We start from the raw sequence: 22,524 nt of genomic DNA, 5'->3' as shown, positions 1-22,524 counted from the left end.
GTGACGGCGCGGGCGGCGTGAGCCGCTACGCCTCGATCAGCGTGCGGGTGGCTTCGGCGACGAGGCTGCGCAGCCAGCGCACTTCGTCGGAGTAATGGCAGCGCTCGTGCCACAGCTGGTAGTACTGCATCGGCGGGAAGTCGAGCGGTGCGGGCACGACCGACAGCGGCAGGAACTTCGCGTAGTGATCGGCGAACAGCCGCGTGGTCGTGAAGATCAGGTCCGACTTCACGAGCACGTAAGGCGCGAGGTTGAAGTACGGCAGCGTGACGACCACATGACGCTTGAGCCGCTCGCGCGCGAGATGCACGTCGATCGCGCCGCGCTGGCCGACCGAATACGGCGTCGGCGCGAGATGCGGCGCGTTCAGGTACTGGTCGAGCGTGAGCCCGCCGCGCTTCGCGAACGGGTGCGTGTTGCTCATCAGGCAGACGATTTCATCGACGAACAGGTTCGACAGGTGCAGTTGCTCGGGCGGCTCGGGCCAGTTGCCCACGACGATGTCGAGCTTGCCGTCTTCCAGCGCGAGCTCGTAGTCGAACGCGGGGCCGAGCGAGTGGAACTCGAGCGTCGCGTTCGGCGCGGCCAGCCGAAAGCGTTCGACGACGGTCGGCACGAACAGCACGTTCAGGTAGTCGGGGCAGCCGATCCGGTAGCAGCGGATCGACGTGGCCGGGTCGAAATTGTGCTGCTGGAACTTGATGCGCTCGATTTCACGCAGCGCGTTCTGCACAGGCTCGAGCAGGCGCAGCCCGTATTCGGTCGGCACCATGCCGGATTTGCCGCGCACCAGCAGCGGATCGCCGGTGATGTCGCGCAGGCGCCGCAGCGCGGCGCTGATCGCCGGTTGCGACTGGTTCAGTTTGACGGCCGCGCGCGTGACGCTGCGCTCCATCAACAAGGTGTGCAAGACGCGCAAGAGGTACGTGTCGATCGCCTCGCGTTGCTGACTCATGTTATCTCCGGTTTATATGGCTGGGCTGATCGAGGGGTCGGTGGGGTATATCGTTTTTAATATGAACGAAAATCAGCGTCAAGGGATGGATACCCGCAGGCATCCGCCGGCCGGGCCGCGACAGGGGGCCTGAACGGGGAAAGACGGGGGCGTGGCGCCGCGCGGATCCGAATCGCGCGGACCGGATCGCGGCGCGGCGGGCGAGGCGGCGGGTGCGTCAGTCGTCGATGCGCATGCCGACCTTCAGCGTGACTTGCCAGTGCACGACCTGATCGCCTTCGATGTGGCCGCGCGTTTCGGTCACCTGGAACCAGTGCAGGTTGTGCAACGTCTTGCCGGCTTTCGAGATCGCGTTGCGGATCGCGTCGTCGCTCGATTGCCGCGACGAACCGGTCAGCTCGATCATCTTGTACACGTGGTCGCTCATGATGCGCTCCCTGGGACGTTCGTATGGTGGGCCGGTGCAAGGCGCGGTCCCGCAACGGTCCCGCAACGGTGCCGTGCATGCCCGGCTTCTTGAGTGATAGGTATGATGGGCGGCAAGTGCAACCCATATCGGAGACGAGGAACATCGTGGAAGTCGGATTTTGCGGACCGGGATTGATGGGCGCGCCGATGATTCGGCATCTGCTGGCGGCCGGGCATCGCGTCAGCGTGTGGAATCGCTCGCGCGACAAGGCCGACGCGCTGGTGAAGGACGGCGCGCAGGTGGTCGGCACGCCGCGCGAGCTGGCCGAGCGCGTCGATACGGTATTCGTGTGCGTGCTCGACGGCCGTGCGGTCGGCGACGTCGTGTTCGGCGAGCACGGGCTGCTTTCCGGTGACGCGGGCGCGCGCCGCCTGCTGCGCATCGTCGATCATTCGAGCATTCCGCCGGCCGCCACGCGCGACTACGCGACGCGCGCGGCCGCACTGGGAGTCGGCTGGGTCGATGCGCCGGTGTCCGGCGGCGTGCCGGGCGCGCAGGCCGGCACGCTCGCGGTGATGGCGGGCGGCCGCGCGGCGGATCTCGACGCGGTGCGCCCGCTGATCGATACGTATGCGTCGCGCATCACCCACATGGGCGACGCAGGCGCGGGCCAGACGGCGAAGCTGTGCAACCAGGCGATCGTCACCGCGACGGTCACCGCGATCGCCGAGGCGGTCGGCCTGGCGCAGGCGAGCGGCATCGACGCCGCGCGCCTGGCCGAGGCGCTGGCCGGCGGCTGGGCCGATTCGGTGCTGCTGCAGACGTTCGTGCCGCGCATGACGTCGGGCGGTCATCCACCGATCGGCGCGCTCGGTACGTTCCAGAAGGATGTCGATGCAATCGCGGACGCCGCGCGCGATACGGGCGCGGTGATGCCCGTGTCGGCCACCGTGCAGCAGGTGCTGAGGCTCGGCGCCGCGCAGGGGCTCGCCGGCGCCGATTTCGCCGCGTTCGTCGACATCGTGCGGCCGAACAACGGCCGTCGGCAGGCGTCGTGACGGGCAAGCGGGGCGCGTGAATGACAAATGGGCCGCCCGGAGGCGGCCCATCGAAGGGCTGGCGGATCAGCCGAGCGAGCGGGGTGTCGTGTCGCCGGCGTTCTGGCGGCCGAGGCCGCCGCGCAGGCTCGCTTTCGTGCCTGCACCAAACTCGGGCAGGATGCGCGCCCGCGCACGGCTCGCGAAGACGAGGAAGCCGAAGCCGTTCGCTTCGTACCAGTATCCGCCGTTTTCGAGGCCGTCGAGCGGCTGCTCGAGTGCGTTGGCGATCGATTCGATGCAGCGCTTGCGCAGCTCGGCGATGGCCGGATACGGCGGCTGCGCGCCGCGGACGCTGCACAGGAGCACGTCGAGGCCGGGCAGCACGTGCGCATAGAGGACGGGTTCGTCCTGCGCGCGGGCGCGGGCAATCTTGGTGTCGAGTTGGGCAAACGGTTTCGAGTGGCGCAAGACCGCGAGGAATGACTCCTGGCCGTCCTGCTGCGCACGCCGACGTTTTTTCGGGAAGGACATAAACACTCGCCTCAAAAACAATTGCAAGAAATGCGGCACTTTCATGCGACCCACTCCCGGCTATGTACGCCGCATGTCGATCCTTTATAGCACACGAAAATGCTGCATTCGTGCAGTACGACGATCAATGTCTCCCGTCGACCTGCTCGCCATGATCGACACAGCCAGCGTCTTGGCGCCCGTACTGTCGTTTAGTCTCCATCATAGACCTGCTTTTCCCGCGCGTGCATTCGCTCGTCACAAAAAAATGAGATGGGCCGCATGCGGCGGTGCATCGCGTGCGCAATAAAAAGGCCCGCTCGAGGCGGGCCTGGCTGGCGCGACGCGGCGATCAGCGCTGCTTGAGCGAATCGCGGATCTCGCGCAGCAGCACGATGTCTTCCGGCGTCGCGGCCGGCGCGGCTTCGTCCGGCTTGCGCAGCTTGTTGATGAATTTCACCATCAGGAAAATGATGAACGCGAGGATCACGAAATTGATCGCCACGGTAATGAACGAGCCATAGCCGAATGCGGCGACGCCCGCGGCCTGCAGGTCCTTGAACGAATCGGGATTACCCTTGAACGACGGGGGGATGGTGCCGAGCAGAACGAACTTGTTCGAGAAATCCAGACCGCCGGTCGCCACGCCGATGACCGGCATGATGAGGTCTTTCACGACCGAGTCGACGATCTTCGAGAACGCGCCGCCGATGATCACGCCGACGGCGAGATCCATCACGTTGCCCTTGACGGCGAACTCCTTGAATTCCTTGATGATGCTCATGAGCGGCTTTCTCCTGGTTGGGGGCGAGGGAGGCGTGCCGCGACGCGCAGGATTGCTTTGCGTCGAATGAAGGTCGGAGGCACGCCGATGGCCGCATGATAGCGAACGCACCCCATTGCCGGTAGTCCATCTTGAAATGATTGACAAATCCGCGCGTCGGCGCGACCGGCCATGCAGCAGGGCCTGGCGTGCGCGCACCGGGTGTCGACACGCACGTCGACGCCCGGTGCGCGGGTGTTCAGGTGTTGTCGTCGGTCCAGCCGTCGTCGTTGCTGCCGAGGTCCATCCCGCCGCCGCCGCCGCCGCCGCTGCTACCGTCGCTCCAGTTCGAATCGTCGCCGCGGCCGAGATCGAAGCCCGGGTCGGCTTCCTGCCGGCGGCGCTCGCCGTCGACGATCACGTCGCGTTCGACCACGCGTTCGCGGCCGCCGGACATCGCTTCGCCGAGCAGCACGCCGGTCAGCAGGCCGCCCATCCCGCCGCCGAAACCGCCGCCTTGCTGGATCACGACGGGCGGCTGCTGTTGCGGATAGGGTTGTTGCGGCGGGTAGGGCTGTTGCTGATACGGCTGGCCCTGGGCGCCCGTCATGCGGTCGGCTTCCTGCGCGTACACGGAGCCGCTGCCGTTCGCCGGCGCCGCGGGCTGCGCGGCCGGGTCGGGGCGGCCTTCGACGCGTGCCTTCACGCTGGCGTGACGCTGTTCGAGTTCGTCGACGCGATACGGCGGCACCGGATTCTTGCCGTTCGACAGCGTCTCGACGAGCGTGCGCGCGTCGTTCTCGATCGCTTCGAGTTCGCCGGTCAGCGCCGCGGCGCCGGGCGCCGTCGACAGTTTCGCATCGAGCTTCAGCGGCCGGATGTCGTTCAGCACGTCGGTCGCGCGCTTGAGCTGCGTGCGGCGTTCGTCGTCGGCGCGGCCGTTGTCGGCCGTGCGCGCGCGCCGGAGCGTCCAGCGCAGCACCAGCGCGATCACGGCGACGATCAGCCCGAGGCCGATCCACATGCCGGTCGACGGGCCGTGCTTTTCCGCCGGCGCGACGGCGGGGGCGAGCCCCGGCTGCAGCGTGCCGGCCTGCGTGGCCGACGGCGTGTTGCCGCTCACGCGCGCGGCGTCGGCGCGAATGCGCGACTCCGTCTGCGCGAAATGCGACGCGTCGGTGAAGCGCAGCTGCGGATCGAGCGATTTCGCGCGCTGCAGTTGCGCGAGCGCGTCGGACGCGCGGCCTTCGCGGTCCAGCACCTGCGCATACAGGTAGCGCGCGTGCGCGTTGTTCGGATGGGCGTCGATGACTTGCGACAGCTGCGTGTCGGCGCGTTGCCAGTCGCGCTGCGCGATCGATTGCTCGACCTGCTGCAGCGACGGGACCGCAAACGCGGCGGACGACAGCAACATCAGCGAGAGGCCGAGTGCGGCGAGGGATTTCTTCATGGTCGAACCGGGCGCAGGCGCCCGTCTCCTGACGATCGGTTCGCGCCGCGCACCCGGGCCGGGGCGCGGCGCGGTTGCCCGCGCGGCGGTTACTGCGCGGGCGTATCGAGCTGCTTCTTCAGCGCGGCGAGGCGATCCTCGACCGACGGGCCCTTGTTCAACGCCGCGAGCTTGTCGTCGAGCGCCTTGCCGCTCGACGCATCGGCCGAATTGATGCGCGCATCCGAGCGTGCGTTCTGCAGCGCGACCTTGTCCTCGAGCTTCTGGAAGTCCTCTGACAGGTTCTTGCCGCCGATACCGCCCAGCGCGCTGGCGGCCACGTCCTTCGCCTGCGCGATTTCCTGCTTGGCCTGCAGGATGTTCGAGCGCGCATTCAGGTCGTTGCGGCGCTGACGCATGTCGGCGATCTGCCCCTTCAGCTTCTCGACCGACGGCTCGAGCGTCGTCAGCTCGGCCGCGAGCGCATCGCGCTCGGCTTCCGCGTTCGACTGGGCGGCGAGCGCCTCGCGGGCGAGCGCTTCGTCGCCGCCCTGCAGCGCGCGCTTCGCGCCGTCCTCGTACTTCTTCACCTTGTCGTCGGCCGCATCGCGCTTGCTGCGTTGGGTCGCGACCTGTGCCTCGATCTCGATCAGCGAATTCTCGGCACGGCCGATGCTGTCGTCGAGCTCCCGCACGATCTGCCGTGCGTCGCGCGACGGATCCTGTACCGAATCGGCCGCATCGTTCAGCAGGCCTTTGATCGTGCGCGAAATAGAGTCGAAAAGCGACATGAAATCCTCCGTGGTTGAAAGGCGCCGCGTGACCGCGGCAGTGCCCGCCGCGAGCCGATTCCGACCCGCGTGAGCCGGCGGATATTACACCACCGGTTCACTTAAATACGGCTTAAACGCGCGAGTTCAAGCGGCTCGCGCATCGGGACGCCCAACCTTTCGCCGCTGAAAGAAATTCGCCCGCGCGTGCCGTGTTGCGTGTCCATCATAGGCCGAGGATGCCGACAATACGTTCCGGAAATCACGGCATTGCGGGAATTTTTACAAAAAATCGCGAAGGCCCCCGATCGATTTCATTAAAATGCGCTGTCACGTCGCGGGAACGGATCGCCGCGCGGCGGGGTCTGTCGACGTGACAGCCGCATCTCGATGCACCCACTCTGATTCATCCGCTTGCATTTCCGCATGCGTCCGAGGGCGCGATGTACGCCCGCCATTCCGACATGCCAATTATCAAACGACCGCCTTCTTCTTCCGACAGGAACGAACCCCACTACACGCTGCGCCGTTCGCCGTCCGGAGCCTATTACCCCGATGACGACGATCACGACGACGGCCGCCGCGCGCAGCAGCGCAGCGGAGGTGGCGGAGGGCGCCGCCGCACGTTCGGCTCGCGCGTCGCGCTGTGGTTCGTCGGCCTGTTCGCGACACTGGCGGTCGTCGGCGCGCTGATCGTCGGTTACGCGCTGGTCGTGATGGCGCCGCAACTGCCGTCGCTCGATGCGCTGACCAACTACCAGCCGAAGGTGCCGCTGCGCGTGTTCACCGCCGATCACGTGCTGATCGGCGAGTTCGGCGAGGAGCGCCGCAGCCTCGTGCGCTTCCAGGACATCCCCGACGTGATGAAGAAGGCCGTGCTCGCGATCGAGGACTACCGCTTCTACGAGCACGGCGGCGTCGATTTCCTCGGCATCCTGCGCGCGGGCGTGGCCGACCTGATGCACGGCGGCGCGCGCCAGGGCGCGAGCACGATCACGATGCAGGTCGCGCGCAACTTCTTCCTGTCGAGCGAGAAGACCTACACGCGCAAGATCTACGAAATGCTGCTCGCGTACAAGATCGAGAAGGCCCTGACGAAGGACCAGATCCTCGAGCTGTACATGAACCAGATCTATCTCGGCCAGCGCTCGTACGGCTTCGCGGCCGCGGCGCGCGTGTATTTCGGCAAGGACCTGAAGGACATCACGCTCGCGGAAGCGGCGATGCTCGCGGGGCTGCCGAAGGCGCCGTCCGCGTACAACCCGGTCGTCAATCCGAAGCGCGCGAAGGTGCGTCAGGAATACATCCTGAAGCGCATGCTCGACATCGGCTACATCACGCAGCCGCAGTACGACGAAGCGATCAAGGAAGAGATTCACGTGCGCACGCCGGGCAACCAGTACGCGGTGCACGGCGAGTACGTCGCCGAAATGGTGCGGCAGATGATGTACCAGCAATACAAGGACGAAACCTACACGCGCGGCCTGACCGTCACGACGACGATCAACTCGGCCGACCAGGAAGCCGCGTATCAGGCCGTGCGTCGCGGCATTCTCGACTACGAGCGCCGTCACGGCTATCGCGGCCCCGAAGCGTCGATCAACCTGCCGGCGGCCGGCGACGAGCGCGACGAGGCGATCGACGACGCGCTCGCCGATCATCCGGACAACGGCGACCTGCAGTCGGCGGTCGTGCTGTCGGCATCGCCGAACGCGGTCGAGGTGCAGTTCGTCGGCGGGGCGACCACGACGATCGGGCCGGCCGGGCTGCGCTTCGTGTCGGCCGCGCTGGGGCCGCGCGCGAACAACACGCTGCGCATCAAGCCGGGCTCGGTCGTGCGCGTGCTGAAGGACGGCAAGACGGGCTGGCAGGTCGTGCAGTTGCCGCAGGTCGAAGGCGCGCTCGTCGCGATCGCGCCGCAGGATGGCGCGATCCGCTCGCTCGTCGGCGGTTTCGACTTCAACAAGAGCAAGTTCAACCACGTGACGCAGGCATGGCGGCAGCCGGGCTCCTCGTTCAAGCCGTTCATCTACTCGGCGTCGCTCGACAAGGGGCTGGGGCCGGCGACGATGATCAACGACGCGCCGCTGTACTTCCCGCCGAGCGTGCCGGGCGGCACCGCATGGGAGCCGAAGGACGACGACCAGCCGGACGGCCCGATGACGATGCGCACCGGCCTGCAGCGTTCGAAGAACCTGGTATCGATCCGGATCCTCGCGTCGATCGGCACGCAGTATGCGCAGCAGTACGTGACGCAGCGCTTCGGCTTCGATCCGGCGAAGACGCCGCCTTACCTGCCGATGGCGCTCGGCGCGGGCCTCGTGACGCCGCTGCAGCTCGCGACCGGCTATGCGGTGTTCGCGAACGGCGGTTACAAGGTCGATCCGTACCTGATCGCCGAAGTCGACGACGCGCGCGGCCAGGCGTTGCAGAAGTCGCAGCCGGTGGTCGCGGGCGGCACGGCGCCGCGCACGATCGAAGGCCGCAACGCGTATGTGATGAACAGCCTGCTGCATTCGGTCGCGACGGCCGGCACGGGCGCGGGCACCAACGCGCTGGGCCGCAACGACCTGCAAGGCAAGACGGGTACCACGAACGACGCGAAGGACGGCTGGTTCGCCGGCTATCAGCAATCGCTCGTCGCGGTCGCGTGGATGGGCTTCGACCAGCCGAAGAGCCTCGGTAGCCGCGAATTCGGCGCGCAGCTCGCGTTGCCGATCTGGGTGAACTACATGCGCACCGCGCTGAACGGCGTGCCCGAGCAGCAGATGCCGATGCCGGACGGCCTGACCTCGATCGACGGCGAGCTGTACTACGCCGATCGCACGCCGGGCAACGGCTTCGTCGCGAACGTCGACATCAACCCGGCCGAGAACGCGATCAGCGCGAACGACGCACTCGGCTCGGCCGGCGCGGCAGGGCTGGCGCCGCCGCCCGTCACGCCGCAGGAGAAGCAGCAGATCATGGACATGTTCGAGAACAAGTAAGCGGTACGCTGTTCTTCACCCATGCGACGGGCGCCTTCGGGCGCCCGTTTTTTTTTGCACGCGGCAGGCAGCGGAAGACGGTGAATCAGAACGACGCGCAGGCCGGCACGACGGTCATGCCGACCGATTGCTGGTGAAACCGCTGGACGTACGCTTGCCGGATCGCAGCGAGCCGTGCGCGCGTGTCGGCCGTGTCGTCGGCAATGATACGGATCACGAAGCTGTCTTCGCGCGTGACCGCGCCGGTCGTGCGATCGCGCCATTGGCCGTGCGTGTCCCAGTAGGTGAGGCCGTCGGGAAACCGCGGCGTGACCGTGTCGGCGAGGAAGGCCGCGCGTTCGGCATCGGTGACGGGGCCGCGCCCCGCGATGTCGCGACCGAACAGCAGGTCGGCCTGCAACATGCGGCTTTCGCCCGGTTGCGTGCAGGACACAGGTTGCGCGTTCGATGTGAACGAGGGCGGCGCGGCGCAACCGGCGAGCAGTGCGAGCGCCGCCGCGCATGCGGCCAGCCGCCGCATCTGCCCATTTCGCGTCGATCGACCTTCGCGCGCGCAAAACGCTGCGCGCTCAACCACTTGCGTACGTGTCCGGCGGGTTATCAACAGGGCTGTCAACATAATCTGGGGATAACCCTAGGGTGGTCCGTCGACGCCCGGTGCGGGTCAGTGCTGCAATTTCGCGTGCGCGAGATGCATGCCGAGCGTGGCGGGGTCGGTATTCGTGCCCGACAGCAGCACGCCGACGCGCTTGCCCTGCAGCGTTTCGCGCAGCGGGCCGAGCAGCGCGGCGAGCGCGGCCGCACACGCCGGTTCGACCGACAGCTTCAGATGCGAGAACAGGAACAGCATCGCGGCACGCAGCGCGTCGTCGGACACGGTCACGATGCGATCGACGTGGCGCCGGCACAGCTGGTAGCTGTATTCCTCGGTATGCGGCGCCATCAGCGAATCCGCGATCGTCTGCATCGCGCTCATCTTGATCGTGTGATTGGCCGCGAAACTGCGGCTCATTGCGTCGGCGCCTTCCGGCTCGACGCCGTACACGTGCACGCGCGGATTCGCGAGCCGCAGGGCGGTCGCCATGCCGGCCGCGAGGCCGCCGCCGCCGATCGGCACGATCACCGCGTCGAGATCCGGCGTCTGCGTCGCCCATTCGTAGCCGAGCGTCGCGGTGCCGAGGATCGTGTGATAGCCGTTGAACGGATGAATGAAGAAGCGGCCTTCCTCGGCCTCGATGCGCCGCACGAGATCGAACGCCTGCGACGCGCTGCCCGCCAGCACGACTTCCGCACGGTACTGCTTGCACTGCGCGATGCGCGTCGGGCTCGCGGTATGGAACATCACGACCTTCGCGCTGCTGCCGAGCCGCATCGCCGCATACGCGACGGCCGCCGCGTGATTGCCGGCCGACACGCAGGTGACGCCGGCGTTCTTGCGGCCTTCGTCGAGCGCGAGCAGGTGCGTGAACGCGCCGCGCGCCTTGAAGCTGCCGCTCGCCTGCAGCAGTTCGAACTTGAAGTTGACGTGCGTGCCTTCGAGGGAAGGCAGATCGGCGCGCTCGAACACGGGCGTGCGCGCGACCCAGGGCGACAACGCGAAATGCTGCGCGGCGATTTCGTCGAGCGTCGGAATCGGCTCGCCGTCGATCGTCGTATGGGCGGTGCCCTGTTGTTCAGTCGACATGACGTGGCGGGTAGCGGAGTGGGCCGGCCCGCACACGCGGGCCGGCGTGGCGGGAGGCAGTCAGTGCGCGTCGACCGACATGCTGCGGATGAACTTGCGCAGGAACTGCTCGCAGCCGGCGAGCTGCGCGAGCTCGACATATTCGTTCGGCTTGTGCGCCTGCTCGATGTTGCCGGGCCCGCACACGACGCTCGGGATGCCCGCGCGTTCGAACAGGCCGGCCTCGGTGCCGTACGCGACCTTGCGCTTGTCCTGGTCGGCCGTCAGCGCACGCACGAGCTGCGTGATCGCGGCCTGTTCGGTCGCGTCGAGGCCGGGCGCCGCGGCGATCTTCGAGAACTCGATCGCGGCGTTCGGATGTTCGCGAAGCATCTGCGGCAACAGCGTTTCCCGCGCATACGCTTCGATGCGCGTGAAGATCTGCTCGGGATCGAGCGTCGGCAGGTTGCGGAATTCGAAGTCGAACCGGCACTCGGCCGGCACCGTGTTGATCGCGTTGCCGCCCTGGATCGTGCTCGTTTGCGCGGTGGTGAACGGCACGTCGTACAGTTCGTCGAACGGGCCTTCGGCGCGAAAGCGCTCGGCGATGTCGCGGATGTGGCAGATGAGGCGCGCCGCATACTCGATCGCGTTGAGCCCCTTCGGCGTCAGCGACGAATGCGCCGCGTGGCCGCGCACGCAGCAGCGGTAGGCGTTGATGCCCTTGTGCGCGATGATCGGCCGCATGCTGGTCGGCTCGCCGACGATGCAGCCGGACGGCTGCACGCCACGCTTCACCAGATCGGCGATCATCAGCGGTGCGCCCGCGCAGCCGATTTCCTCGTCGTAGGACAGCGCGAAATGGATCGGCTTCGCGAGCTTCGTCGCCTGCATCTCGGGCAGCAGCGCGAGCGCCGTGCCGATGAAGCCTTTCATGTCGCAGGTGCCGCGGCCGTACAGGCGGCCGTCGCGGATTTCCGGCGCGAACGGATTGCTGTCCCACTGCTGGCCGTCGACCGGCACGACGTCGGTGTGGCCCGACAGCACGATGCCGCCGTTCGTCGAGCCGTCGTGCGCGGGCACGGTGGCAAACAGGTTCGCCCAGCCTTCGCGCGGATCGTGCGTGATCGTCGACGCGATGCCCTTCGCGGCGAGCGCGTCGCGCACCGTTTCGATCAGGCCGAGGTTCGGCACGCGGCTCGTCGTGTCCATCGACACGAGTTGCTTGACCCAGGGCAGGCTGACGAGCGATGCGTCGCCTTCGGTTGCGGCGGACGGCGCCGTCGCGTCGAGAGTGGACATGGCAAAACTCCGTCTGATGAATGGGAAATCATACTCAAAAACGCGCCGGCCCGCCTTCGTCGGGCGCGATGCGGTGCAGCAACGTCGCGCCCGTCAGGATCGCATCAACGGGCCGCGACGGCCGCTCCCTGTTTCGGGCCGAGCGCACGCAGCGTTTCCTTGATCGTCGACACGCGGATCGCGAGGTCGGGCGAGCGCGTCTCGATGCGCAGCTTGTCCTGGCCCGCGAGCTTGATGTGGCGATGCTTCTGCACCATCTCGATGATTCGCATCGGGTCGATCGGCGGATTCGGCTCGAACTGCAGCCCGATCGCGACCTCGCTCGCGTCGATCTTCACGATGCCGAGCGGCTTCGCGGCGATCCGCAGCCGGTGCGTCTCGACGAGCGCGTGCGCCTGCGGCGGCAGCTTGCCGAAGCGGTCGATCAGTTCCTCCTGGATGCCGTCGATCGCGTCGCCGTGCTCGCAGTTCGCGAGCCGCTTGTACAGCGACAGCCGCTCCTGTACGTCCGCGCAGTAGTCGGCCGGCAGGATCGCGGGCGCATGCAGGTTGATTTCGGTCGTCGCGGCGAGCGGGGCGGTGAGGTCGGGCTCCTTGCCGTTCTTCAGCGCCTTCACCGCGTCGTTCAGCATGTCCGTATAGAGCTGGAAGCCGATCTCGTGGATTTCGCCCGACTGCTTGTCGCCGAGCACTTCGCCGGTGCCGCGGATCTCGAGGTCGTGCATCGCGAGATAGAAGCCCGAGCCGAGTTCCTCCATCTGCTGGATCGCTTCCAGCCGGCGCTGCGCCTGCTTGGTCAGCGACTGCGGATCGTGGACCAGCAGGTACGCATAGGCCTGGTGGTGCGAGCGGCCGACGCGGCCGCGCAACTGGTGAAGCTGCGCGAGGCCGAACTTGTCCGCGCGGTGCATGATGATCGTGTTCGCGCTCGGCACGTCGATGCCGGTCTCGATGATGGTCGTGCAGAGCAGCACGTTCGCGCGCTGCGCGACGAAATCGCGCATCACGCGTTCGAGTTCGCGTTCGTGCATCTGGCCGTGCGCGATCACGATGCGTGCCTCGGGCACGAGCGCCTCGAGCATCGCCTTGCGGTTCTCGATCGTCTCGACCTCGTTGTGCAGGAAGTACACCTGGCCGCCGCGCTTCAGCTCGCGCAGCATCGCCTCGCGGATCACGCTTTCTTCCTCGCGGCGCACGAAGGTCTTGATCGCGAGTCGCTTCTGCGGCGCGGTCGCGATCACCGAGAAATCGCGGAGCCCTTCGAGCGCCATCCCGAGCGTGCGCGGGATCGGCGTCGCGGTGAGCGTCAGCACGTCGACTTCCGCGCGCAGCGCCTTCAGCGCTTCCTTCTGGCGCACGCCGAAGCGGTGCTCCTCGTCGATGATCACGAGGCCGAGGCGCTTGAACTGCACGTCCGACGACAGCAGCTTGTGCGTGCCGATCACGATGTCGACCGTGCCTTCGTTGATCTGCGCGATCGCCGCGTTGATTTCCTTCGTGGTCTTGAAGCGCGACAGCTCGACGATCCGCACCGGCCAGTCCGCGAAGCGGTCGATGAAGGTCTGCGTGTGCTGCTCGGCGAGCAGCGTGGTCGGCGACAGCAGCGCGACCTGCTTGCCGCCCAGCACCGCGATGAACGCCGCGCGCAGCGCGACCTCGGTCTTGCCGAAGCCGACGTCGCCGCACACGAGGCGGTCCATCGGCTTGCCGCTCGTCATGTCGCCGATCACGGCCGCGATCGCCGCGGCCTGGTCGGGGGTTTCCTCGAAGCCGAAGCTTTCCGCGAATTTCACGTAGTCGCGCGGGTCGAGCGAGAACGCGTGGCCTTCGCGGGCCGCGCGGCGCGCGTACAGGTTCAGCAGCTCGGCGGCCGTATCGCGGATCTGCTGCGCGGCCTTGCGCTTCGCGCGCTCCCACTGGCCGGAGCCGAGCGCGTGCAGCGGCGCGCTGTCGGGATCGGCGCCGCTGTAGCGCGAGATCACGTGCAGTTGCGCGACGGGCACGTAGAGCTTGCTGTCGCCCGAGTATTCGAGATGCAGGAATTCGGTCTCGCCCTCGCCGAGATCCATCGACACCAGGCCCATGTAGCGGCCGATGCCGTGCTGCGCGTGGACGACCGGGTCGCCGACCTTCAGCTCCGACAGGTCGCGCACCATCGCGTCGACGTTGCTCGCCTGTTCCTGCCGGCGGCGGCCCGCGCGGCGGCCGAGTGCGCCGTACAGCTCGGTCTCGGTGACGATCGCATAGCCTTCGCCCGGCACCGCGAAGCCGCTCGCGAGCGGCGCGACGCCGAGCGCGAAGCGTTCGTCGCTCGCGAGCCAGCCCGCGAAGTGGTCGTTCGACGCGGGGCGCAGGTGGTGCTCGGCGAGCAGTTGCAGGATCGTCTCGCGGCGGCCGGCCGATTCGACGGTCAGCAGCACGCGCTTGCCCGACGCTTCGACGAACGTGCGCAGCGAGGCGAGCGGATCGTCGGCATGGCGGTCGACCGTGAGCTCGGGCAGCGCGGTCGCCCAGCCGCCGGCCGGCTGCGCGGGCAGCACGACGCGCGCGAACGGCTTCGCGAACGCGAAGAAATCCTCGTCGGACAGGAACAGCCGCCGCGGCTCGAGGATCGGCCGCTCGCGATCGTGCGCGAGGAACGCGTGACGCTGCTTCGTATCGGCCGTGAAGCGGCGGATCGATGCGTCGAGATCGCCGGTGAACACGAGATGCGCGTTCTGCGGCAGGTAGTGGAACAGCGTGGCCGTCTCGTCGAAGAACAGCGGCAGGTAATACTCGATGCCGGCCGACGGCACGCCGTTGCCGATGTCCTTGTAGATCGGCGCGCGGCTCGGGTCGCCTTCGAAGGTTTCGCGCCAGCGGCTGCGGAAGGCCGTGCGCGCGGCTTCGTCGAACGGGAACTCGCGGCCGGGCAGCAGGCGCACGTCGCGCACCGGGTAGAGGCTGCGCTGCGTGTCGGGATCGAACGCGCGGATCGAATCGACCTGGTCGTCGAACAGGTCGATCCGGTACGGCAGCGGCGAGCCCATCGGGTACAGGTCGATCAGCGAGCCGCGCACGCAGTATTCGCCGGGTCGCACGACCTGGCTCACGTGCTCGTAGCCGGCCAGCGTGAGCTGCGCCTTCAGCTTCGCCTCGTCGAGCCGCTCGCCCTGCGCGAACGCGAACGTGTACGCGGCCATGAACGAGGCCGGCGGCATCCGGTACAGCGCGGTGGTGGCGGGCACGAGCAGGATGTCGCAGCGGCCCTCGCCGAGGTCGTGCAGCGTCGCGAGCCGCTCGGACACGAGGTCCTGGTGCGGCGAGAAGGTGTCGTACGGCAGCGTTTCCCAGTCGGGCAGCAGGCGCACGCGCGCATCGGGCGAGAAATAGGGGATTTCCTGGGACAGCCGCTGCGCGTCGGCCGCGTTCGCGCAGATCACCGCGAGGAGCGGCACGTCCGGGCGGTTGTCGGCGAGATAACGGGCGATGGCGAGCGCATCGGCGGAGCCGTGCGCGCCGTCGAAGGCGAAACGCTGGCCGGGCTTGACGCGGGCAACGGGTGAAGCGGACGGGGTGGAAGCGTTATCTGGCATAGGGACGGCAGGGGTGGCGTGCACGGGCGCACGCGGTGCGCCGGTCGAGACGAAAGACCTATTATAAAATCCGCTTCTCGATTTCATCTTTCCGGCGTTTCCCCTTCGTGACTCCCCGACTTTTCGCCCTGATTCCCTGTGCCGGCACGGGCAGCCGTTCCGGCTCGGCCGTGCCGAAGCAATACCGCACGCTGGCCGGCCGCGCGCTGCTGCACTACACGCTCGCCGCGTTCGACGCGTGCAGCGAGTTCGCGCAGACGCTTGTCGTGCTCGCGCCCGACGATTCCCATTTCGACGCCCGCCGCTTCGCGGGCCTGCGCTTCGCGGTGCGCCGCTGCGGTGGCGGCTCGCGCCAGGCGTCGGTGCTGAACGGGCTGCTGGAGCTGGCCGAATTCGGCGCGACCGACCACGACTGGGTGCTCGTGCACGACGCCGCGCGCCCGGGCATCACGCCGGCGCTGATCCGCACGCTCGTCGCGACGCTGAAGGACGATCCGGTCGGCGGCATCGTCGCGCTGCCGGTGGCGGACACGCTCAAGCGCGTGCCGGCCGGCGGCGACGCGATCGCGCGCACGGAGTCGCGCGACGCGCTGTGGCAGGCGCAGACCCCGCAGATGTTCCGCATCGGCATGCTGCGCGACGCGATCCTGCAGGCGCAGCGCGAAGGGCACGACCTGACCGACGAAGCGAGCGCGATCGAATGGGCCGGCCACACGCCGCGCGTCGTGCAGGGCAGCCTGCGCAACTTCAAGGTCACGTACCCGGAAGATTTCGCGCTCGCGGAAGCGATTCTCGAGCGCCCCGCGAACGCTTCCTGACTTTCACCTCATCTCAAACCGGATTACGCATGGATTTCAGAATCGGACAAGGCTACGACGTGCACCAGCTCGTCGAGGGGCGCCCCCTCATCATCGGCGGCGTGACGATTCCGTACGAGCGCGGCCTGCTCGGCCACTCGGACGCGGACGTGCTGCTGCACGCGATCACCGACGCGCTGTTCGGTGCGGCCGCGCTGGGCGACATCGGCCGCCATTTCTCCGACACGGATGCGGCGTTCAAGGGCGCGGACAGCCGCGTGCTGCTGCGCGAGTGCGTCGCCCGCGTGAAAGCGGCCGGCTTCGCGATCCAGAACGTCGACAGCACCGTGATCGCGCAGGCGCCGAAGCTCGCACCGCATATCGACGGGATGCGCGCGAACATCGCGGCGGATCTCGGGCTGCCGCTCGATCGCGTGAACGTGAAGGCGAAGACCAACGAGAAGCTCGGCTATCTCGGCCGCGGCGAGGGTATCGAGGCACAGGCCGCCGCGCTGCTGGTGAGGCAGGGCGACTGACGTCCGGCCGTGGCGGCGTCCGGTTCGCGCTGCCCGCCGTGCCGCCGAAATGAAAAATGCCACGCGAATGCGTGGCATTTTCGTTGGCAGCCGGCGCGGCTCATGGCCGCGCGGCCGGATCGCTCATTCGCCTTCGGCGGCGATCACCTGCGCGGCGGCGTTGATCACCGACGCGATGCGACCGACGTCGCGCAGCTGCGTGACGGTCATCCCTTGCTCGTTCTTCAGCAGCGCATAGTGCGACTTCACGCAGAAGTGGCACTTGCCGACGATCGACGCGGCCAGCGCGTACATCTCGAACTTGCGCTTGTCGACGCCGCCGTGCGTCGCATACGCGCCCATCCGCAATTCGGCGCGCTGCGTCTTCAGGTCGGCGTCGTCGGCCATCTCGACATACGGATACCAGGTGTTGTTCATCCCCATCAGCGCGGCCGCCGTCAGCACGGCGTTCGTCTCCTCGGGCGACAGCACGCCGGCTTCGCGGATCGTCTTGACCAGCACCGTGCTCTTCGCCGCGATGGCCGCCGCCAGCGCCACGCCGACCGCGTCGGTGCCTTCGAGCGACGAGCGCGAGATCGTGCCGTCGAGATTCAGGCGAATGTCCTTCGCGTAGTCGGGGATACGTGCCTTAATCGAGTCGATGAATTCCATTGATATCTCCTATGGGTTGGCCGTTAAAAAAGCCCGCAGGCAGGACGTGCGCCGCGGGCTTCGTGCATCGATGCGCTTACAGCGTTGCGCCGCCGACTGCACGGTTGCACGGGCACAGTTCGTCCGTTTGCAGGCCGTCCAGAATGCGCAGGACTTCTTCCGGGCTGCGGCCGACGTTCAGGTTGTTCACCGAAACGTGCTGGATCGTGTTGTCCGGATCGACGATGAACGTTGCACGCAGGGCCACGCCGGCTTCCTTGTCGCGCACGCCGAGCTGGTCGATCAGCTCGCCCTTGACGTCGCCGAACGAGTAGTGGTTCAGCTTGTCGAGGTCCTTGTGCTCACGGCGCCATGCGAGCTTGACGAATTCGTTGTCCGAGCTGCCGCCGAGCAGGACGGCGTCGCGCTCTTCGAACTGCTTCGTGAGCTTCGCGAACTCGACGATTTCCGTCGGGCACACGAACGTGAAATCCTTCGGATAGAAGTAGATGATCTTCCACTTGCCCGGGAACGACGCTTCGGTGACGGTCTCGAACGCCGACTGGCCGTTTTCCTCGTGATTATTGAAGCCCGGCTTCGCGGCTACGACGGTGAAAGCTTCGAGTTTATCGCCCACGGTTTTCATGCGGATACTCCTGTGTGAGTTGGGAAGAAGACTGAGTCAAACTACCTCGGTGCTGCAACGATGATGTGACAGCATGGGTACGACTATAACACTATTAAAGTAGCGCTTCAATAGATTTTGACTAACGATCCTCATAGCTTTTGTCAACCGGATCGATAGTGTGACGCGCAAGATGCGTGCGCGAACGTGTCATGCGGTCGCACGCGCCTTGCCGGCGCCGGGGAATTCGAGCGTGACTTCGAGGCCGGCTTCCGGGTGGCGGTTGCGCAGGCGCAGCGCGCCGCGGTAGCGGCCGACGAGCCGCAGTACGATCGCCATTCCGAGGCCCGTGCCGTCCGCCTTGGTGCGCGCGGTGTCGACGCGATAGAACGGCCGCATCACGAGCGGCAGTTGATCCTCGGGGATGCCGGGGCCTTCGTCGCTTACCGACAGCTCGACGCGCGCATGCGACACGCGCGTCTCGAGCGTGATGCGCGAGATGCCGTCCTGCTTGCTCTGGCCGTACTTGCGCGCGTTCTCGACGAGGTTGCCGATCACGCGCCGCATGTCGGTCTCGTCGGCTTCGATGATCGCGCTCGGCGCGAGCCGCGTGCGGATCTCGACGCCGTCCTCGCCCGACACGCGCGCGGCGACGTCCTGCGCGACCGACGACAGGTCGACGGGCTCGGGCTTGCGCTGCGACGGGCGCGCATAGTCGATGAAGGCCGCGATGATGCGGTCCATCTGTTCGATGTCGTCGACCATCGCGTCCTTGGTCGCCTGGTCGGACGGGCTCATCTCGGTTTCGAGCCGCAGCCGCGCGAGCGGCGTGCGCAGGTCGTGCGAGATGCCCGCGAGCATCAGCGCGCGATCGGCCTCGAGCTGTTCGAGGTCGCGCACCATCTGGTTGAAGCTGCGGTTGGTATCGGCCGCGACGCCCATCCCGCGCTCGGGCAGCGGCTCGGGCGCCTGACCCGAACCGACCTGGCGCGCGGCGAGCGCGAGCCGCGAGAACGGCCGGTTCACGAGGCTCGTGATGAACGCGGAGCCGAACAGCGACAACGCGAGCGCGAACAGCCCCCAGCCGGCCCACTGCAGGCCCGTGACGTTGTCGAGCTGGTCGCGATCGAGTGCGACCCAGTAATCGTCGTCGTCGATCTTGAAGCTGATCCATACGCCGGGAATGTCGTTGACCGACTGCGCGATCACGGTATCGTCGCCGAGGCGGCTGCGGATATCGTGTTCGATCAGGCGGTTCAGCGATTCGTCGGGCTGCAGCTTGAACTTGTCGGTTTTCTCGCGCGGGTACACGCGCACGCCCTCGTTGCTCTCGAGATCCTGCAGCAGCGCGCGCCGCAAGTCGGGATCGGAATAGAGCAGGGCGGTGCGCGTAAGCTTCACGACCGCGACGAGCTGGAGCGCGACGCGCTGCGCACGCGGCTCGCGTTCGATCACGCGAAAGCTCTGGAACCACGCGGCGAGACTGACCGAGATCAGCAGCGCGATCAGCAGGAAGGTGCGCCAGAACAGCCCGCCGAACGCGAGCTGCAGAAGGCGCCGGTCGATACGCATGGGACGGGCCGTGGGCGGGGCGAAACCGGGAAGGAAAAAGCTCAGGCGGCGCCGTCCGGAATGAACACGTAGCCGAGACCCCAGACGGTCTGGATGAAGCGCGGGCTGCCCGGATCCGGTTCGATCAGCTTGCGCAGGCGCGAGATCTGCACGTCGAGGCTGCGGTCGAACACTTCGTATTCGCGGCCGCGTGCGAGCTCCATCAGCTTCTCACGCGACAGCGGCTGGCGCGGGTGACGCGCGAACACTTTCAGCACCGAGAATTCGCCGGTGGTCAGCGGAATTTCCTGGCCGGACTTGGTCAGCGTGCGCGTGGCGAGATTCAGCGAGAATTCGCCGAACTCGAACACCTCGGTGGTTTCCGACGGCGCACCCGGCAGTTCGGCCGGCGCCTGGCGGCGCAGCACCGCATGAATGCGCGCGACCAGTTCGCGGGGGTTGAACGGCTTCGGCAGGTAATCGTCGGCGCCCATCTCGAGGCCGACGATGCGATCGACATCCTCGCCCTTCGCGGTGAGCATGATGATCGGCGTGCGGTCGTTGCTGCCGCGCAGCCGGCGGCAGATCGACAGGCCGTCTTCGCCGGGCAGCATCAGGTCGAGCACGAGCAGGTCGAAACGCTCGCGTACCCAGAGCTTGTTCATCGCGGTTGCGTTTTCCGCGACATAGACGTTGAAACCCTGTTCGCCGAGATAGCGGCGCAGCAGGTCGCGCAGGCGGGGGTCGTCGTCGACAACGAGAATCTTCGAGGGGTTTTTCGTTTCCATGATCGGCATCTTATCGCGAATGGGAATTGGCGCACGGCCGCGTGTTTTCGTGCGTTACAGTCGGTTACAAAATTTACCCGTAGTGTCGCACCGAGTAAAGGCACGCTATAGAGATTCCTTTACTCGAAGCCGAAATTCGTTAGATACTCCCCAGCACTCCATCTTTCATCTTTGCACACCCGAATTCCGCAGGGTTTTTCAAGTACCAGAGGTAGCCGGTTGCCGCGTGACGAAGGGAACAAATCGACCAAAGAAGCGAGGACGGTCATGCGATCTGCCCGGATTGCACTGATGCTGACGATCGCACTTGCCGGTCCGTATGCGTCGAACCCCGCCTATGCGCAGCGCCCCGAGCAGGGCGCATCGTCGCGCAAGCTGCCGCGCGGCAAGGCGCCGCAGCCCGATCGCGCCGCCGACATGACGGTCCGTTCCGCCGTGCCTCCCGATCTCGAACAGCGCCGTCGCGACGGGCACATGACGCCCGAAGAGCGACACCTGTTGCGCCAGCACATCGAAGACGCCGTTCGCGAGTTGTACAAGCGCTGATCCGTGCCGTCGTTCGCCTTGCGCGGAAATCTCCGCGCGGAAAGAATTCGTAGCACTTTTTCCGTCAACTTTCGGCTGCCGAATGCCGTTGTACGGGCATCCGCACCGCCGGTGCGTTCCGGGAGTCCATGACGATGAAAGCGAACGCTGCCGCACCGGCGCCGTCGCCTGCCATGCAGTCGCCGCTCGATGCCGACGACGCGCTGTTTTTCCTCAGTCGCACCGGTTTCTCTCCCGCTCCCGCCGAGGTCGCGCGCATCGTCGGCATGACGCGTGCGCAGGTCGTGGCCGATACGCTCGGCAGCGCGCGACGCGAACCCGTCACGACGTGGCCCGACTGGCTCGCCGAGCCGCCGCCGACGCGTGCGCAGCGCCAGGCACTGACGCCCGAGATGCGGCGCGACGAGCAGCGCGAGCGCAATCGCCGCTACGACACGTTGCGTGCGGCCTGGGTCAACGAGATGGTCGCGACGCCGTCGCCGCTCACCGAGCGCATGACGCTGTTCTGGCACGGGCATTTCACGTCCGGGCAGGACAAGGTGTCTTATCCGCAGACGATGGCCGCGCAGAACGCGCTGTTTCGCCGCGAGGCGCTCGGCAACTTCGGCACGCTGCTGCACGCGGTCGCGAAGGATCCGGCGATGCTGCAGTATCTCGACGGCGCGAGCAATCGCAAGGGTCGTCCGAACGAGAATTTCGCGCGCGAGGTGATGGAGCTGTTCACGCTCGGCGAAGGGCATTACACGCAATACGACGTGACCGAGGCCGCGCGCGCGATGACGGGCTGGACGGTCGATCCCGACACGCTGCGCTTCGCGGTGCGGCCCGAATGGCACGATGCCGGCGACAAGACGATCCTCGGCGAAACCGGGCCGTTCGACGGCGACGGCTTTCTCGACATCCTGCTGAAGCGGCCGGGCACCGCGCGCTTCATCGCCGGCAAGCTGTGGCGCGAGTTCGTGTCCGATACGCCGGAGCCGCGTGCGCTCGACGCGGTGGCCGAGCGGTTTCGCGCGAGCGGCTACGATATTCGCGCGGCGCTCGCCGCGCTGTGGTCGACCGACGCGTTCTGGGATCCGCGCAACCGCGGCGTGCTGGTCAAGTCGCCGGCGGAATTCGTGGTCGGGTCGGTGCGACTGTTCGACGTGGCGTACGGCGATCCGCAGATGCTCGCGAACACCGTGCGCACGCTCGGACAGAACCTGTTCTATCCGCCGAACGTGAAGGGCTGGCCGGGCGGCGCGCTGTGGATCAACAGCACCACGCTGCTGTCGCGCAAGCAGTTCGTCGAGCAGTTGTTCCGCGCGACCGAGACGGCCGGCATGCGCCCGCCGGCCCGTGGGATTCCGCCGTCGCCGAACGCGCATGCGCATGCGATGCCGGTGGCCAGCGCGGCGTCCGCCGCCGGCCAGCGCGGCATGCCCGCGAAGCCGGCGCGCGGCGGCTTGCGTTTCGACCTCGAGCGCTGGCTCGCCCAGTATCGTGCGCGGCCGCAGGCGATCGCGGGGTTATCGACCGAGCTGCAGTTGCAGCACGCGGTGCTGCAACTCTCGCCGGTCGCGGCGATCGACACGGATTCGACCGGCAGCGCGTATCTCGAGGCGCTGCTGATGGATCCGGCCTATCAACTGAAATGATCCGAACAACG

20 protein-coding genes are annotated in these 22,524 nt (G+C 67.1%); 6 read left to right on the top strand and 14 right to left on the bottom strand.

All coding sequences use genetic code 11. From position 1 onward, the window contains the following. Nucleotides 1–25 precede the first annotated feature (25 nt). Nucleotides 26–955: a LysR substrate-binding domain-containing protein gene (locus CFB46_RS14300; protein WP_006478550.1), complete on the bottom strand. Its 930-nt coding sequence runs from the start codon at nt 953–955 to the stop codon at nt 26–28. Nucleotides 956–1,172: 217 nt separating this feature from the next. Then, nucleotides 1,173–1,382: a dodecin gene (locus CFB46_RS14295; RefSeq protein WP_006493215.1), complete on the bottom strand. Its 210-nt coding sequence runs from the start codon at nt 1,380–1,382 to the stop codon at nt 1,173–1,175. Nucleotides 1,383–1,528: 146 nt separating this feature from the next. On the opposite strand from CFB46_RS14295, the gene CFB46_RS14290 reads away from it, so the two are divergent. Then, a complete protein-coding gene (locus CFB46_RS14290; RefSeq protein ID WP_027784714.1) occupies nt 1,529–2,422 on the top strand; it encodes an NAD(P)-dependent oxidoreductase in 894 nt (297 codons plus the stop codon). Between the two features lie 66 nt (nt 2,423–2,488). On the opposite strand, the gene CFB46_RS14285 is transcribed toward CFB46_RS14290, so the two are convergent. The 4 genes from CFB46_RS14285 to CFB46_RS14270 all read right to left on the bottom strand — a co-directional run bounded on the left by CFB46_RS14285 (nt 2,489) and on the right by CFB46_RS14270 (nt 5,897). Continuing rightward, the gene (locus tag CFB46_RS14285; RefSeq protein WP_027784713.1) at nt 2,489–2,935 is read right to left on the bottom strand and encodes a hypothetical protein; all 447 of its coding nucleotides are present in this window, start codon (nt 2,933–2,935) and stop codon (nt 2,489–2,491) included. A 331-nt stretch (nt 2,936–3,266) separates the two neighbouring features. After that, complete coding sequence (gene mscL, locus CFB46_RS14280; RefSeq protein WP_027784712.1) at nt 3,267–3,698, bottom strand: large conductance mechanosensitive channel protein MscL; 432 nt, start codon at nt 3,696–3,698, stop codon at nt 3,267–3,269. A 238-nt stretch (nt 3,699–3,936) separates the two neighbouring features. After that, nucleotides 3,937–5,127, bottom strand: a complete 1,191-nt coding sequence (locus tag CFB46_RS14275; RefSeq protein WP_027784711.1) for a tetratricopeptide repeat protein — start codon at nt 5,125–5,127, stop codon at nt 3,937–3,939. 89 nt (nt 5,128–5,216) lie between these two features. Further along, nucleotides 5,217–5,897, bottom strand: coding sequence for a PspA/IM30 family protein (locus CFB46_RS14270; protein WP_027784710.1), 681 nt, complete (start codon nt 5,895–5,897; stop codon nt 5,217–5,219). Between the two features lie 443 nt (nt 5,898–6,340). Here CFB46_RS14270 and CFB46_RS14265 point away from each other — a divergent pair, with 443 nt between their 5' ends. After that, on the top strand, nt 6,341–8,863 hold the full coding sequence (locus CFB46_RS14265) for a penicillin-binding protein 1A (RefSeq protein ID WP_027784709.1): 2,523 nt from the start codon (nt 6,341–6,343) through the stop codon (nt 8,861–8,863). Nucleotides 8,864–8,948: 85 nt separating this feature from the next. Here CFB46_RS14265 and CFB46_RS14260 read toward each other — a convergent pair whose 3' ends face one another. The 4 genes from CFB46_RS14260 to mfd form a co-directional block, all read right to left on the bottom strand. Then, nucleotides 8,949–9,383, bottom strand: a complete 435-nt coding sequence (locus CFB46_RS14260; RefSeq protein ID WP_027784708.1) for a DUF3574 domain-containing protein — start codon at nt 9,381–9,383, stop codon at nt 8,949–8,951. A gap of 144 nt (nt 9,384–9,527) precedes the next feature. After that, nucleotides 9,528–10,547, bottom strand: coding sequence for a threonine/serine dehydratase (locus tag CFB46_RS14255; RefSeq protein WP_027784707.1), 1,020 nt, complete (start codon nt 10,545–10,547; stop codon nt 9,528–9,530). A 60-nt stretch (nt 10,548–10,607) separates the two neighbouring features. After that, the gene (gene argE, locus CFB46_RS14250; protein WP_027784706.1) at nt 10,608–11,828 is read right to left on the bottom strand and encodes an acetylornithine deacetylase; all 1,221 of its coding nucleotides are present in this window, start codon (nt 11,826–11,828) and stop codon (nt 10,608–10,610) included. Between the two features lie 104 nt (nt 11,829–11,932). Continuing rightward, nucleotides 11,933–15,490, bottom strand: coding sequence for a transcription-repair coupling factor (gene mfd / locus CFB46_RS14245; RefSeq protein WP_089500304.1), 3,558 nt, complete (start codon nt 15,488–15,490; stop codon nt 11,933–11,935). 20 nt (nt 15,491–15,510) lie between these two features. Here mfd and ispD point away from each other — a divergent pair, with 20 nt between their 5' ends. Beyond that, the gene (ispD, locus tag CFB46_RS14240) at nt 15,511–16,221 is read left to right on the top strand and encodes a 2-C-methyl-D-erythritol 4-phosphate cytidylyltransferase (protein ID WP_027784704.1); all 711 of its coding nucleotides are present in this window, start codon (nt 15,511–15,513) and stop codon (nt 16,219–16,221) included. A 29-nt stretch (nt 16,222–16,250) separates the two neighbouring features. Beyond that, nucleotides 16,251–16,736, top strand: a complete 486-nt coding sequence (ispF, locus tag CFB46_RS14235) for a 2-C-methyl-D-erythritol 2,4-cyclodiphosphate synthase (protein ID WP_027784703.1) — start codon at nt 16,251–16,253, stop codon at nt 16,734–16,736. 123 nt (nt 16,737–16,859) lie between these two features. On the opposite strand, the gene CFB46_RS14230 is transcribed toward ispF, so the two are convergent. The 4 genes from CFB46_RS14230 to ompR form a co-directional block, all read right to left on the bottom strand. Then, nucleotides 16,860–17,387, bottom strand: a complete 528-nt coding sequence (locus CFB46_RS14230; RefSeq protein ID WP_006478562.1) for a carboxymuconolactone decarboxylase family protein — start codon at nt 17,385–17,387, stop codon at nt 16,860–16,862. Between the two features lie 76 nt (nt 17,388–17,463). Continuing rightward, nucleotides 17,464–18,012, bottom strand: coding sequence for a peroxiredoxin (locus CFB46_RS14225; protein ID WP_006478563.1), 549 nt, complete (start codon nt 18,010–18,012; stop codon nt 17,464–17,466). 189 nt (nt 18,013–18,201) lie between these two features. Beyond that, nucleotides 18,202–19,563, bottom strand: a complete 1,362-nt coding sequence (locus tag CFB46_RS14220) for an ATP-binding protein (protein WP_027784702.1) — start codon at nt 19,561–19,563, stop codon at nt 18,202–18,204. A 41-nt stretch (nt 19,564–19,604) separates the two neighbouring features. Continuing rightward, nucleotides 19,605–20,339 (bottom strand): osmolarity response regulator transcription factor OmpR, encoded by a 735-nt coding sequence (ompR, locus tag CFB46_RS14215; protein WP_006478565.1) that lies wholly within the window; start codon nt 20,337–20,339, stop codon nt 19,605–19,607. Nucleotides 20,340–20,597: 258 nt separating this feature from the next. Between ompR and CFB46_RS14205 the strand changes: the two genes are divergently transcribed. Together CFB46_RS14205 and CFB46_RS14200 are read left to right on the top strand one after the other, a co-directional pair. Continuing rightward, the gene (locus CFB46_RS14205) at nt 20,598–20,876 is read left to right on the top strand and encodes a hypothetical protein (protein WP_027784701.1); all 279 of its coding nucleotides are present in this window, start codon (nt 20,598–20,600) and stop codon (nt 20,874–20,876) included. A gap of 134 nt (nt 20,877–21,010) precedes the next feature. Beyond that, complete coding sequence (locus CFB46_RS14200; RefSeq protein ID WP_027784700.1) at nt 21,011–22,513, top strand: DUF1800 domain-containing protein; 1,503 nt, start codon at nt 21,011–21,013, stop codon at nt 22,511–22,513. Nucleotides 22,514–22,524: the final 11 nt, after the last annotated feature.

This window comes from Burkholderia sp. HI2761, from assembly GCF_002223355.1.
Classification (GTDB): domain Bacteria; phylum Pseudomonadota; class Gammaproteobacteria; order Burkholderiales; family Burkholderiaceae; genus Burkholderia.
The sequence above is the reverse complement of the archived record's forward strand: the minus strand, read 5'-3'. Positions and strand labels throughout refer to the sequence as shown.

Excerpts from the sequence above, each read along its gene's own strand:
- mfd (WP_089500304.1), bottom strand. The coding sequence starts at position 15,490 with ATGAAATCGAGAAGCGGATTTTATAATAGGTCTTTCGTCTCGACCGGC.
- CFB46_RS14285 (WP_027784713.1), bottom strand. The coding sequence starts at position 2,935 with ATGTCCTTCCCGAAAAAACGTCGGCGTGCGCAGCAGGACGGCCAGGAG.
- CFB46_RS14225 (WP_006478563.1), bottom strand. The coding sequence starts at position 18,012 with ATGAAAACCGTGGGCGATAAACTCGAAGCTTTCACCGTCGTAGCCGCG.
- ompR (WP_006478565.1), bottom strand. The coding sequence starts at position 20,339 with ATGCCGATCATGGAAACGAAAAACCCCTCGAAGATTCTCGTTGTCGAC.
- argE (WP_027784706.1), bottom strand. The coding sequence starts at position 11,828 with ATGTCCACTCTCGACGCGACGGCGCCGTCCGCCGCAACCGAAGGCGAC.
- CFB46_RS14295 (WP_006493215.1), bottom strand. The coding sequence starts at position 1,382 with ATGAGCGACCACGTGTACAAGATGATCGAGCTGACCGGTTCGTCGCGG.
- CFB46_RS14200 (WP_027784700.1), top strand. The coding sequence starts at position 21,011 with ATGAAAGCGAACGCTGCCGCACCGGCGCCGTCGCCTGCCATGCAGTCG.
- mscL (WP_027784712.1), bottom strand. The coding sequence starts at position 3,698 with ATGAGCATCATCAAGGAATTCAAGGAGTTCGCCGTCAAGGGCAACGTG.
- ispF (WP_027784703.1), top strand. The coding sequence starts at position 16,251 with ATGGATTTCAGAATCGGACAAGGCTACGACGTGCACCAGCTCGTCGAG.
- CFB46_RS14255 (WP_027784707.1), bottom strand. The coding sequence starts at position 10,547 with ATGTCGACTGAACAACAGGGCACCGCCCATACGACGATCGACGGCGAG.
- CFB46_RS14230 (WP_006478562.1), bottom strand. The coding sequence starts at position 17,387 with ATGGAATTCATCGACTCGATTAAGGCACGTATCCCCGACTACGCGAAG.
- CFB46_RS14270 (WP_027784710.1), bottom strand. The coding sequence starts at position 5,897 with ATGTCGCTTTTCGACTCTATTTCGCGCACGATCAAAGGCCTGCTGAAC.
- CFB46_RS14220 (WP_027784702.1), bottom strand. The coding sequence starts at position 19,563 with ATGCGTATCGACCGGCGCCTTCTGCAGCTCGCGTTCGGCGGGCTGTTC.
- CFB46_RS14275 (WP_027784711.1), bottom strand. The coding sequence starts at position 5,127 with ATGAAGAAATCCCTCGCCGCACTCGGCCTCTCGCTGATGTTGCTGTCG.
- CFB46_RS14205 (WP_027784701.1), top strand. The coding sequence starts at position 20,598 with ATGCGATCTGCCCGGATTGCACTGATGCTGACGATCGCACTTGCCGGT.
- CFB46_RS14265 (WP_027784709.1), top strand. The coding sequence starts at position 6,341 with ATGCCAATTATCAAACGACCGCCTTCTTCTTCCGACAGGAACGAACCC.
- CFB46_RS14260 (WP_027784708.1), bottom strand. The coding sequence starts at position 9,383 with ATGCGGCGGCTGGCCGCATGCGCGGCGGCGCTCGCACTGCTCGCCGGT.
- CFB46_RS14300 (WP_006478550.1), bottom strand. The coding sequence starts at position 955 with ATGAGTCAGCAACGCGAGGCGATCGACACGTACCTCTTGCGCGTCTTG.